The 12,453-nt window shown below is 40.4% G+C and carries 10 protein-coding genes; 7 read left to right on the top strand and 3 right to left on the bottom strand.

The genetic code is table 11. From position 1 onward, the window contains the following. Nucleotides 1-98: 98 nt before the first annotated feature. Complete coding sequence (tgt, locus tag ACESM0_RS06480) at nt 99-1,226, bottom strand: tRNA guanosine(34) transglycosylase Tgt (protein WP_372904807.1); 1,128 nt, start codon at nt 1,224-1,226, stop codon at nt 99-101. 121 nt (nt 1,227-1,347) lie between these two features. Here tgt and ACESM0_RS06475 point away from each other — a divergent pair, with 121 nt between their 5' ends. Beyond that, nucleotides 1,348-2,076 carry a polyprenol monophosphomannose synthase gene (locus tag ACESM0_RS06475; RefSeq protein WP_372904805.1) on the top strand — a complete coding sequence of 243 codons (729 nt, stop codon included), beginning with the start codon at nt 1,348-1,350 and terminating at the stop codon, nt 2,074-2,076. A gap of 5 nt (nt 2,077-2,081) precedes the next feature. Here ACESM0_RS06475 and amrB read toward each other — a convergent pair whose 3' ends face one another. Together amrB and nth are read right to left on the bottom strand one after the other, a co-directional pair. Beyond that, nucleotides 2,082-3,311, bottom strand: a complete 1,230-nt coding sequence (amrB, locus tag ACESM0_RS06470; RefSeq protein WP_372904803.1) for an AmmeMemoRadiSam system protein B — start codon at nt 3,309-3,311, stop codon at nt 2,082-2,084. Then, nucleotides 3,304-3,996 carry an endonuclease III gene (nth, locus tag ACESM0_RS06465; protein ID WP_372904801.1) on the bottom strand — a complete coding sequence of 231 codons (693 nt, stop codon included), beginning with the start codon at nt 3,994-3,996 and terminating at the stop codon, nt 3,304-3,306. Before nth ends, amrB begins: the two co-directional genes overlap by 8 nt. A gap of 167 nt (nt 3,997-4,163) precedes the next feature. Here nth and ACESM0_RS06460 point away from each other — a divergent pair, with 167 nt between their 5' ends. The 6 genes from ACESM0_RS06460 (at nt 4,164) to ACESM0_RS06435 (ending at nt 12,349) form a co-directional block, all read left to right on the top strand. Further along, the gene (locus ACESM0_RS06460) at nt 4,164-5,405 is read left to right on the top strand and encodes a spinster family MFS transporter (protein ID WP_372904799.1); all 1,242 of its coding nucleotides are present in this window, start codon (nt 4,164-4,166) and stop codon (nt 5,403-5,405) included. Between the two features lie 22 nt (nt 5,406-5,427). Next, nucleotides 5,428-6,564 (top strand): DUF368 domain-containing protein, encoded by a 1,137-nt coding sequence (locus tag ACESM0_RS06455; RefSeq protein ID WP_372904797.1) that lies wholly within the window; start codon nt 5,428-5,430, stop codon nt 6,562-6,564. Nucleotides 6,565-6,715: 151 nt separating this feature from the next. Then, complete coding sequence (locus tag ACESM0_RS06450) at nt 6,716-7,708, top strand: universal stress protein (protein ID WP_372904795.1); 993 nt, start codon at nt 6,716-6,718, stop codon at nt 7,706-7,708. A 42-nt stretch (nt 7,709-7,750) separates the two neighbouring features. Continuing rightward, nucleotides 7,751-8,515 (top strand): SDR family NAD(P)-dependent oxidoreductase, encoded by a 765-nt coding sequence (locus ACESM0_RS06445; protein ID WP_372904793.1) that lies wholly within the window; start codon nt 7,751-7,753, stop codon nt 8,513-8,515. Nucleotides 8,516-8,735: 220 nt separating this feature from the next. Continuing rightward, the gene (locus ACESM0_RS06440) at nt 8,736-10,265 is read left to right on the top strand and encodes a M16 family metallopeptidase (protein ID WP_372904791.1); all 1,530 of its coding nucleotides are present in this window, start codon (nt 8,736-8,738) and stop codon (nt 10,263-10,265) included. A gap of 11 nt (nt 10,266-10,276) precedes the next feature. After that, nucleotides 10,277-12,349: a M16 family metallopeptidase gene (locus ACESM0_RS06435; protein ID WP_372904789.1), complete on the top strand. Its 2,073-nt coding sequence runs from the start codon at nt 10,277-10,279 to the stop codon at nt 12,347-12,349. Nucleotides 12,350-12,453 lie beyond the last annotated feature (104 nt).

Raw genomic sequence — 12,453 nt, 5'->3', positions numbered from 1 at the left:
GCCTCATCTTTATACTCCAAGCCCCTCAGCGCTTCGCGCTCAGGGGCTTTTTTTTATCCCAAAACTCTCCACCTCCCACGAAATGGTTTTTGTGTGGGTTAGACTTTTCTGTCTACCGTTTTCATCATATCCTGATACCATTCTCCAAATGTACCCTCATTGATTCTTTCTTTTACCACCTGCATCAACCAAAGATAAAATGTAAGGTTATGTTTAGATGTCAGTTCAAGCCCAAGAATCTCATTTGATTTTATAAGATGATGGATATAACTCATATTATAACGATGACAAAGTTCTGATGGAAAATCGGTGTCGAACGGTTTGTGATGATGCTTCCATTTAGCATTTCTTACATTCACTTTTCCATGGCGGGTAAAAATCATTCCATTTCTGGCGTTACGTGTAGGCATTACACAATCAAACATGTCAACTCCGTAGGCAATATTTTGCAATAGATTTGCAGGTGTGCCGACTCCCATTAAATATCTTGGTTTATTCTCCGGTAAATGATCGGTATTGAAATCTGTAATGTCGTACATCAGTTCTGTAGGCTCACCCACACTTAAACCGCCTATGGCCAATCCTTCAAAATCGAGTGAAGCCATATATTGTGATGACTCTTTGCGCAGGTCTTTGTGAACGCCGCCTTGTACAATACCAAATTGAAGCTGATTGTGACCATAAAGCGGTTTAGTTTTCAAGAAATGTTTGCGCCCTCTTTTTGCCCACCTGTGCGTTAACTTCATTGAATTTTCAACATAATCACGTTCGGCAGGATAAGGTGGACACTCATCCAATATCATCATGATATCAGAGCCTAGAATTCTCTGAGTCTCCACTACATTTTCAGGTGTAAAGAGATGTTTTGATCCATCCAGATGACTTTTAAAGGTTGCTCCTTTTTCTTTAAGTTCACGAATATCAGAAAGAGAAAAGATTTGGTAACCGCCGGAATCAGTTAGAATAGGTTCGTCCCATCCCATAAATTTGTGCAATCCGCCTGCAGACTGCATTATTTCATTCCCGGGCCTTAGGTAGAGATGATATGTATTACCCAGTATAATCTGAGCTTTCACCTTATTTAAAAGATCATCCTGGTCTACAGCTTTAACTGTACCCAATGTGCCAACAGGCATAAATATTGGAGTCTGTATTTCCCCGTGATCAGTTTTTAAAGTTCCTGTTCTGGCTTTTGTCTGCTTTGATTGTTGATGTAGTGTAAACAAAGAAATATTTATTATTTGTAATTAGAACACGCTATTTTCAGCATTCTCAGGGTATGAAAATAAGCATCACAGGTAAGTATTAACAGTTAAGAATACTGTTTCGAATAAATCAAACAAGAAAATGAAATCCAAGACCATCGTCATTATTCCGACGTATAATGAATCCCACAACGTTTCAAGACTGGTTGACGTTGTGATGGACTTAGAGCCGGAGATCGATATTCTCTTTGTAGACGATGGCTCACCTGACGGAACAGCTGACTTGATTAAAAATAAAATCAAGGAATATCCTGAAAGAGTGAATATTATAGAAAGAGAGGGTAAACAAGGTTTAGGTACAGCGTATGTAAGAGGATTTGAGTACGCTTTGGAACATGATTATGATTATGTATGCGAAATGGATGCTGATTTTTCTCATGACCCAAATGATTTACCACGGTTGGTAGAGGTTGTCGAAAATGGTACGGCTGATCTGGCCATCGGTTCAAGATATAGCAAGGGAATTAGTATCATAAACTGGCCATTGAGACGATTGATTCTTTCCTATTGTGCAAATTTATATGCCCGGATTATAACAGGTATTCCCGTAAAGGATACGACAGCTGGATTTAAATGTATTCATCATAAAGTCCTGGAGGCCATTGATCTGAAGAAGATTCGATCAAATGGTTACGCTTTTCAGATTGAAATTCACTTCAGGGCATGGAAAGCCGGTTTTAAATTAAGTGAAGTGTCCATCATTTTTAAGGAGAGAGAAGAGGGGGTTTCTAAAATGTCTAAGTCCATTGTAAGAGAAGCAATTTGGAGAGTCTGGACACTGAAGCTGAGAAGTATTTTTGGTAAACTCTGATTCTTTCAACAATAAATTATGGATCCGAAGGAGACAGCGCTTTCGGTTGAAGTTTCATCCCACCAATGATAGTTAATTTGTTCTCCGTTTAGATTACCGAAAGAATTTATAAAGGTGTACAGCGGTGGAAAACCACAGATTCTGCTTGAGTTGTAATGTGCAGAAAGATTGCTAAGTATTTGACTTGAATTCATATTCACTGAAGCCTCAAGAAAATTCTTATCAATTACCTGAATATCATCTTTCATTAATTCTGCTATCGTTTCATCACCAAATTTCTTTCCAACGTGTGATAAATCACCGCTGATGAGATAAAAGGTTTCATCATCATCCAATGCTTTAAGCTGATCTGTAAAACGATCTATTTTTCCTGCCAAATCACCTGAATTGTGGTAGAGAATCTCATCAAATGATCCAATTGCTATGGGTACAATCCGGAAGTCGTGTTCCCAAAAATGAGAGGCAAACAGTAGATGAGTTTCTATGCTGTGTTCTATTCTGTGAGCCCTGTCAGAAAAGGTGATTCCAATATCTGAACCACCATTATTCAATCGATTTAAATAGTCGCGATCAGTTTCAAATAAACGATGGGGTAGTTTGAAATCTTTATTGGTTGCTATAAAAGGTTTTCCATCGTAAATATCCGGAAAGTATCCTGCATAATGACTTGTTGCTAAAATGACCACTCGTTTTGGTTTTAGACTGCTTAAACGAGAAAATGCCTCCACATATTGATCTTGACCAACGCTTAGCTCAATATGAGGTGCGTAAAGCGCTTTAGCTTTATGAGCAGAAGAAGGACTTGTTTTTTCAAAAATTGTAGTTAAATATTCATCTAACTGTTCAGGATTCTCAGGATAACTTCGTCCGGCCAAGACCGGTTTTCGAACAGAGCTTTTTTCAAACTGCTTCTCAATTTTATTTGAGAAGAGCTTAAAATGTTTAGTGTTTAATATTCGGTTTTGATCTAGCAGCTGAATGAATTCGAGAAGCTCATCTGTAGATATATTACCATTGGAAAGTTCGCAGATTTCCTTAATTGATGTTCGATTGTTAATTAATGAGAGAACAGTTTGAACCTGACTGTCGAGTGCAAAATTAGGTGAAGCATAGCCCATCACATCGTGGAAATAAAGCAGGTCTCGTCCATCATCTTTAATGGGTACAATATTTAAATCCTGCCGAATTCCCGGTATTGGAGATGTCAAAGAATCAAAAAGAAGAGTGTCATTCATTTTTGGTTTGTCCTCTCATTTTCCAGCATTCACATTTTTTCCCGTACTTAATACAGATAGGGTGATCTGGCGGTTCAGACAGTCTGGCCTTGCAGGCATTTCTTCCGTGATGAATCATCAAATGCGATAAATTTGTCCAGTGCTCCTGGGGAAAAAGTGCCATCAAATCCTTTTCGATCTTGTTGGTATTTTTTTTCTCTTTAGTCAGTCCAAATCGGTTAGAAAGTCTTTTTACGTGTGTGTCCACAACTACGCCGACATTTTTATTGAAGGCATTTCCAAGAACCACATTCGCAGTTTTCCGGGCTGCACCTCTTAGTTTAAGCAGATCTTTCATGGTGTCAGGTACTTCCCCATCAAACTCCTCAACAATGGTAGTGGAGGCCTCCTTTAAGGACTTTGCTTTATTACGATAAAAGCCTGTTGTTCGAACCAATTCCTCCAATTCTTCCAGTGGAGCTTCGGCCATAGTTTCCGGAGTGGGGTATGCTTCAAAAAGTGCCGGTGTTACTTTATTTACACGAACATCCGTGCATTGCGCACTGAGTATCGTTGCAATTAATAACTCAAAAGGATTTCTGTGATTTAATTCGCAAACCGGGTTTGGATAGTGTTCATAAAGCTCTTCCAAAATAATTTTTGCGAGCTCTTTCTGTTTTTTAGTCTTTTTTGGAAGTTTAGCCACTGTTAATTTTTTGTTTGAAATTGACCTTGATTTCACTCAACATATGGATGTCGTTATTTAAATAAAATTTTTATCACTTTCGTTTGATGGAATAAGTAATGGCGAATACTTCATATTCGGGATTCGAATTCGTAAACTTGCCCATCAATAATAACCGAACTCGATAAATGAAGAAGTACGCTGCTTACGGTACAGTACTCTTATTTACTCTTATCTACATTTTAAGTTTTGTAGATCGTCAAATCGTTGCTGTTTTGGGCACTCAAATACGGGACTCTCTGGTATTGAGCAATTTCCAGATCGGCTTGCTTTACGGACCGGTCTTTTCGTTTGTCTATGCTTTGGCCGGAATTCCAATGGGACGCCTTGCAGATAAAACATCAAGAAAATTGATGATATGTACCGGTCTTTTTATCTGGAGTTTAATGACGGTATTGAGCGGTTTTGCAGCTTCTTTTGCATTTCTGGTTACAGCGAGAATGTTTGTTGGATTAAGTCAGGCGATGCTAAGCCCCGCAGTATACTCCTACCTTGCAGATGCTTTTTCTCCCAAACATAGAGCAACGGTTTTTTCGATATACGCGAGTGGTATTTTTATTGGAGTTGGTTTATCATTTTTGGTTGGCGGGAGCGTCTCTTTACAGTACGATTGGAAAGTGGCAATGATTGTAGTTGGAGTGCCCGGCCTGATTCTGGCTCCTCTCACCTGGTTTCTAGTTCGGGAACCGGATAAAAAAAGAAAAGCTGAAAGTAACGATGTAAATATCTTATCAGATTTGGGGCTGCTTTTATCAAAAAAGTCTGTTGTTTTTCACCTGATGGGCTTCTCATTTTTGGCATGTATGGGATATACTATTCTTGCGTTCATCGGAAATGTTTTTAATGACATTCATCAGAGACCTGACCTGATTCCACTTTATGGATGGTTTATGTTTGGTGTTGGGATTATGGTGATCCTTTCAGGTAAAACTGCGGATAAATTGGCTCAGGTTAAACCGAAAAGACGCTATTTTATGGGGATATTTGCTGCTTTAGGTGGGGTTCCATTTTACGTTTTAGGGCTGTACGCAGACACTCCCGAAATGGCGTTTCTGTTTATGGGAATTGGTGTGTTATTTTCCTCATCATATAATGGCGTTGCGGCAGCAATCATTCAATATTTTGTTCCGTCAAGAAAAAGAGCTCTTGCAGGGGGATTATATCTTTTTGTAATAAGTGTGGCAGGTTTTGGAGTTGGCCCGCCTTTAACGGGTTGGTTGATAGATTTTGTATTTTCCGGGCCGTTGGCAGTTTCACACTCCATGATGACGGTTATTGCAGTTTCGTCTTTAGGGGCAACATTCTCTATACTGAATGCGATGAGATACTACAAGCACGATGCAGTCAATGAAAATGCTGCATTGGAATGAAAATTTTTAAAAAGTTAGATAGTTGAGTAAAACAGAACGTGAAAATCGTGATAAGACAGATTGGAAAGAATCTCCATATCTGATTATTAAGGGGTTTTTAATGGGATCGGCTGATATTGTGCCTGGAGTTAGCGGTGGTACTTTAGCTCTTATTACAGGCATTTATCATCGTTTGATATATGCGATTAAAAGTGTTGACAGCAAGGTAGTAAAACATCTTTTTAAGTTAAGATTCAATAAGGTGTTTGAGCATTTTCACTGGAAGTTTTTACTACTTCTCTTTATAGGAATTATACTGGCTATCATCTTTTTTACGCGTATTGTTCCATTACAGGTTTATATGTTCACGCACCCTGAACTTGTTTATGGCCTGTTTTTTGGGTTGATTCTTGGATCCGTGTTCCTTTTGATTGCAGAGCTGGATAATGAAAATCGGAATATAAAAGCGCTGTTTCCCCTTCTGGTTGGATCTGCTATCGGGTTTTGGGTTGTTACACTGGTTCCTGCCGAAACCCCTGAGACTTTCTGGTATGTATTTATAAGCGGTTCGATTGCGATTTGTGCAATGATTTTACCCGGCATATCAGGATCGTACATATTATTGATTTTCAGAAAATATGACTACGTACTAACCCAGCTTGGTGCTATAGGCTCAGCCGAAACGGGGCAGGCGCTGATAAACATATTACCGTTTGTGATTGGTGCTGCAACAGGCTTGATACTCTTTTCCAGAGCACTTTCGTGGTTACTAAACCGCTATTACTCCATAACTCTTCTTATACTGATTGGCTTTCTGATTGGTTCTCTATACGTAATATGGCCATATCAAGATCGTGAATATGAAGAAACTGTGAGCAGTAGTGAAATGTTATCAACGGAGCACCAGCTGATAACTGAATTGAAAGATCGAGACGGAATTCCAAATCAACCGGAATATCAACGGCTTGGTGAAGAGATAGAGACAGAAAATGGCGAGCGGATGATTGTAGTGGAATCTGTTTCCAGAAAATTAATTTCAAGTAAGCCCTACTTTCCCAAAAAAGAAAATGATGAGACAGAACGCGAGGTAAACCTTACACAGGGGATGGTTGGCATTGGCCTGGGATTCTTATTAATTATAGGTATTGCTTTCCTGCGGAAAAGATCTCCAAATCGTTGAAATATTTTCAGATAAGCTAAATATTTCTTGCTTAATAGACGAGAAACTCCAAAATTAAAGTATAGGATATAGACGAAGTTTTAAGGTGTCAGAAGGTTTTCACCGATTTAAAGAACTATTTGAACTCTAATATCAAAAGCAGACTAAAATCATGATTACATTCAATAAAATTCTGGTACCAACGGATTTTTCAAAGGGAGCTGAGGGAGCATATGCTGTTGCCCAAAAAATAGCTAAGAAGTTTGGCGGTAAGATCGATTTTATTCACATTGTACCAACACTCAAGTACTTAAATGAAAGTATAAAAAGATTGGGTGTGCCCCTCGATATGGATAAAGATATTTATCCCCGGGTTATCGAGGAAGCAGAGAAAAAAGTTGAGAAGGCGATGGCTGCTTACGTAGTTGAAGAGAATCGAGGAGAAAAAATTGTAAAGATCGACCGGCGGCCTTCCGATGCTATTGTTGAATATGCTAAAAAGAATGATTACGATTTGATTTTGATTGGGGCCAAGGGTGCCCACGAAACAAAAATGCTTCGCGGAAGCGTGACAGAGCGAGTGATCCGGCGATCAAAAATTCCGGTATTTTCAGTTGAAGATCGTTTCAATGTCGATAAAGTAAAAAATATCGCTGTTACCACAGATACTTCGGAACTTTCATTGGCGTCGTTTCCAATGGCTGCAGCCCTTGCCGATTCATTTGAGGCCAGTATAACACTATTTCATGTAATTGAATTGTACGGAAGTATTTCTGAAGAAATACCAAGATCACCTGAAAAAGGGGAGTCCTTATCAATTTATGAGGCGATCATCGAGCGCTTGAATAATTATCTCAGTAAACGGAAAATTGATAACGTTCACGTACAAAGAACCGGTGTAACATTCGAAGATGAAATCGTAATAACAGATGGTGATCAGAGCCGAACCATACCTCTATTTACGAAAATTGAGAAGGGAGTTTCTGCTCACTATGAGATTGAAAACTACGCTTCAGAGAATGCTGATCTTGTTATGATGGCAACTCACGGTAGGAGTGGATTTGCTCATCTGATTCTTGGTTCTACAGCTGAGAAAGTTGCTCAGTATGTTACGAAACCGGTAATCACCGTTCGGCCGGACGAGAAGGATTTCGAAGAAGCTTAACACTAATAATAAATAAAAAGAGGTTTATCCGGGGAGGAAAGTATGAGACTAAAAAACAAGAGTGTTGTAATTACCGGTGGAGCAGGGGGTATTGGGTTGGCAACCGCCAAAAAGATGCTCGAAGAAGGAGCAACCGGAATCCTGCTGGTTGATCTGAGTGAGGACGCTTTGAAAGAAGCAACTGCAGAAATTGACAGTGATAAAATTCACTACGTATCTGCGGACGTTAAAAAAAGCGAAGACGTAAAGAAGTACACTGACAAAGCCATTGATCTTTTTAAAAAGATAGATGTGCTGTTCCTAAATGCGGGGGTTGAAGGGGTTGTTAAACCAATTGAGGAATACCCCGAAGAAACCTTTGATCAAGTGATGGACGTGAATGTTAAGGGTGTATGGCTAGGCATGAAACATGCATTTCCTCACATGAAGAAGAACGGAGGAGGCAGCATTATGATCACATCATCCGTTGCCGGTTTACAGGGTACACCTAACGTTAGTGCTTATGTTACCAGCAAACATGCTACGATAGGCGCAATGAAAGTTGGGGCACTGGAGGGCGCGGCCGATAAGGTTCGGGTTAACACGATACACCCTAGCCCTGTTGACAATAGAATGATGCGTTCTCTGGAAGAGGGGTTTGCACCCGGCGGTGGTGAAGAAGCGAAAAAAGGTTTTGAGCAGATGATACCTTTAGGGCGCTACGCAAATAATGATGAAGTCGCAGACCTGGCGGTGTTTTTGGCATCCGATGAAAGTACGTTTATCACAGGTGCTCAATATGTAATTGACGGGGGTTTAACAATCTGAAATCTGATTTCTAAAAATCTAAACTTATGCAGGCCAATCGCTTTATAACGATTGGCTTTTTTTATGGAATGCATTATTGTATTTCTTAGCATTAAGTATTGATTTTTTATACAAATAACTCCATTCTCCCTTTGTAATAATGATGGGGAGATTTTGAAACTTTATAAACAGTTTTTCGTAGAAGCACCCGTTCATTAACCATAAACTATTCAAGACAGTTATGACCAAAAAAAACAAGCTACTAACAAGTATTGTATTTGTCCTGGCCATGCCGGCGATTTTATTCGCTCAGGGATTGGAGACATTTGAAGAAAAAGTGACAGAATTTACTCTGGACAATGGTTTGCACTTTATCGTAATTGAACGTCCGGTGGCACCGGTTGCTTCATTTGTGACGTTTGTAAACGTTGGAAGTGTAAACGAACCTGTCGGTAACACAGGTGTTGCTCATATTTTTGAACATATGGCCTTCAAGGGCACAAACGAAATTGGAACAACGGATTGGGAAAAAGAGAAAGCTGCTATTACCCGAGCCGATTTCCTCTACCGCCAATGGGTCCGTGAGCAAAGCAAGCCCAACCCCGATCAGGAGAGAGTTGAATGGTTGATGAAACGCTTTGATGAAGCAGTTGAAGAAGCTGATCAATATGTTGTGAGTAATGAATTCACTCAGATCATTGAACAGAATGGCGGTACCGGTTTAAATGCATTTACAAGTGCAGATGCTACCGGATATTTCTACAGCTTGCCGGAAAACAGAGCTGAGTTATGGTTTTCTTTAGAGTCTGATCGATTTTTGAATCCGGTTTTTCGGGAGTTCTTTGCGGAAAAAGACGTTGTGATGGAAGAGCGAAGAATGCGTACAGACTCAAATCCCGTTGGCCGACTTATTGAAGAGTTTTTGAGTGTTGCCTATTCGGCACATCCCTATAAAAATCCGGTTATTGGCTGGGCTTCTGATATTCAGGGTACATCTATAGAGGATGCTCAAAGATTTTATCAGAAGTACTACACACCAAGTAACATAACCATTGCTATTGCAGGTGATGTTGATCCTTCGAATATCAAAGAACTTGCTGAAACCTACTTTGGCCGTATGGAGTCAGGTCGGCCAGCACCTGAGGTGATAACAAAAGAACCAGAACAGCGTGGAGAACGCCGTTTTGTTATGGTAGAGGAGTCACAGCCATTTTTTCTATCAGGCTACCACACGGTTTCTCAAACACACCCTGATTTTGCCGCACTTCAATTGGTTGGAGCCATAATATCACAGGGAAGAACATCCAGACTTTACAAGCGACTTGTAGAAGACGAGCAGATGGCTTTAGCCGTGCAGGCATTTAATGGATTTCCAGGTACAAAATATCCCGGCCTGTTTATGACACTCGCAGTTCCAAATCAGGGAGTTTCTCTGGAAGAGGTAGAAGCCATTATTGAGGAAGAGTTTCAAAAAGTAAAGGATGGAGATATTACTCAGGAGGAACTGGACAGGGCAATAACAAACGCACGTGCAAGTCAGGTTCGAAGTTTGAACAGCAACATGGGATTAGCGCTCGGATTTGCAGAGAGTCATGCTCAGCGAGGTAGCTGGAAAGAATCTTTTAACGCTCTTGAAGCACTTGAAGCAGTTACTTTAGAAGATCTTCAGCGTGTTGCGCAGACCTATTTTGTGAAAGACAATCGTACTGTTGGTATGATTAAAAATGAATCTGCTGAAGAAGAAGTAACAAGTAATACTGAAGAAAACTAAAGGGCAAAACCATGAAAAAATTTATTCTAACTACGATTGTTTTTCTTTTAGCAGGCTTACAGGCAATGGATGCCCAAAGTCGTTGGGATGAAATACAGTTTCCGGAAATCAATAACTTTGAAATGCCAGATATTGAGATTTTTGAGCTTGATAACGGTATTCGATTTTATCTTGTTGAAGATCGCGAACTACCCTTAATTAATTTAAATGTGAGAGTTCGAACCGGCTCTTTTCTCGATCCGGCAGACAAGATTGGAAGAGCCTCCCTAACGGGTACGGTGATGAGATCTGCCGGGTCAGAAATGTATCCTGATGATGAACTGAACGAGCTTCTCGAAAACAGAGCTGCTCGGATGGAAACCGGCATTAGCCTTACTTCAGGCTCTGCTTCCATGAATGTGCTGGAAGAAGATTTTGAAAAACTTCTGCCTGTTTTTATCGATCTGCTTAGGAATCCACTTTTTTCTGAGGAGAAAATCGAGTTGGCAAAAACCCAGTCCAAGTCTAATATCTCTCGCCGTAATGATGATCAGGGAAGTGTTGCTAACCGTGAATTTCGGAAACTCATTTACGGAGAAGATTCCGTTATTGCACGCCACACAGAATACGAAACGATTGATAACATTACCCGTGAAGATATGATGAATCTTCATCAGCGATCTTTTGTGGGTAATAACATGATGATCGGTGTTTTGGGTGATTTTGATATAGATGAGATGAAAACAAAGCTGGAGACTGCATTTTCTGATATACCTGCCGGTGAAGAGATTACACTCGATATTCCTGATGTAAACTATGATTTCGAGAGCACTATTAATTTCGTCGATAAACAGGATGTAAATCAAAGTTACGTGCTTTTGGGTCATATTGGAGGTATGCGTGATAATCCTGATTACGCTAAACTTCAGGTTATGAATCAGGTGCTTAGCGGTGGTTTTTCGAGCAGACTGTTTCAAGTTGTAAGATCTGATATGGGACTCGCTTATTCTGTATTTGGTTCATACGGTAGCGGAACATTTTATCCCGGAACATTCACTGCGGGCGTTATGACCGCCAGCGAAACAACTGCTGAAGCGATTGATGCCATTATTGGAGAAATCGAGCGATTACAAAATGAACCCGTTACGGAAGAAGAGCTGCAGCAGACTAAAGATCAGTTTTTGAACTCGCTGGTTTTCAGATATGATAGCCGTGCAAGTATTCTCAATGAAAGACTAGGCTATGATTATGCAGGTCTTCCTGAAGATACTTTTGATCGGCTGGTTGAGGAGATTCGAGAGGTTCAAGCAGAGGATATCATGGAAGTTGCACAAAACTATCTGAGGCCTAATGATGTCCAAATCCTGGTTGTGGGTAATTCGAATGAAATAGGAGATCAGCTGAACAAGTATGGTGATGTGAATGAGATAGACATCACAATTCCTGAACAGGCTGACGACAAAGAAGTTGTAGCCGGTGACGCAGAAATGGGTAAACAGTGGTTAGACAGAATGGCTACTGCCCTGTTACCTAACGGAGCATTTGAATCCGATTTGTCGTTTGAGGCAGATAACATTGTACAAAGTCCTGGCGGAGAAATGACTGTTAAAGTTTCTCAGACCATCAATTTCGAAGAGGAGCGTATTACATCTGTAATCAATGCTCCAATGGGTGAGGTAACGGTTGAGGTTGCTGATGGACAAGGCGTAATGCGAATGGGTGGTAATGAGATGAGAATGCAGCCACAACAACTCGCCGAAGCCAAGTCAGAGCTTTACAGGAACTATCTGTACCTTGCTCTTAACAGAGATCAACTGGATGTAGAATTTCTGGGAATGAAGGAGCTGAATGGCAGTGAATATGCTCATATTCGTATTAACGATGAGATGCCTTTCGAGCTCTATATAGACCCCGAAACATCACTGCCTGCTCAGGCAGAGTACCGGCAGATGGATCCGCAGCAGGGACAGCGGGTAACTGTAACCATGGAATACGGAGACTGGAAAGAGGAGAGCGGTGTACTGATGGCCTACGAAACTGTTGGCTTTTCCGACGGCAATCAAATATCCAGAACAGTAGTATCTTCACACTCCATCGCTGACTAAGTATCAGACAACATAATGTTTATAAAAAGAAGGCCGGTTTTTCCGGCCTTTTTTATTTGAGGGGATTTTGCAACTGTAGATGGTTAAAACCAAATTTTGATTGT

The organism is Rhodohalobacter sp. (genome assembly GCF_041686455.1).
Taxonomy (GTDB): Bacteria; Bacteroidota; Rhodothermia; order Balneolales; family Balneolaceae; genus Rhodohalobacter.
Note: the sequence above shows the minus strand (reverse complement) of the source record. Positions and strands in the feature narration are given on the sequence as shown.

Bases quoted from the DNA above. Each gene is read 5' to 3' on its own strand.
- ACESM0_RS06475 (WP_372904805.1), top strand. From the start codon at position 1,348: ATGAAATCCAAGACCATCGTCATTATTCCGACGTATAATGAATCCCAC.
- amrB (WP_372904803.1), bottom strand. From the start codon at position 3,311: ATGAATGACACTCTTCTTTTTGATTCTTTGACATCTCCAATACCGGGA.
- ACESM0_RS06460 (WP_372904799.1), top strand. From the start codon at position 4,164: ATGAAGAAGTACGCTGCTTACGGTACAGTACTCTTATTTACTCTTATC.
- ACESM0_RS06450 (WP_372904795.1), top strand. From the start codon at position 6,716: ATGATTACATTCAATAAAATTCTGGTACCAACGGATTTTTCAAAGGGA.
- ACESM0_RS06445 (WP_372904793.1), top strand. From the start codon at position 7,751: ATGAGACTAAAAAACAAGAGTGTTGTAATTACCGGTGGAGCAGGGGGT.
- ACESM0_RS06440 (WP_372904791.1), top strand. From the start codon at position 8,736: ATGACCAAAAAAAACAAGCTACTAACAAGTATTGTATTTGTCCTGGCC.
- ACESM0_RS06435 (WP_372904789.1), top strand. From the start codon at position 10,277: ATGAAAAAATTTATTCTAACTACGATTGTTTTTCTTTTAGCAGGCTTA.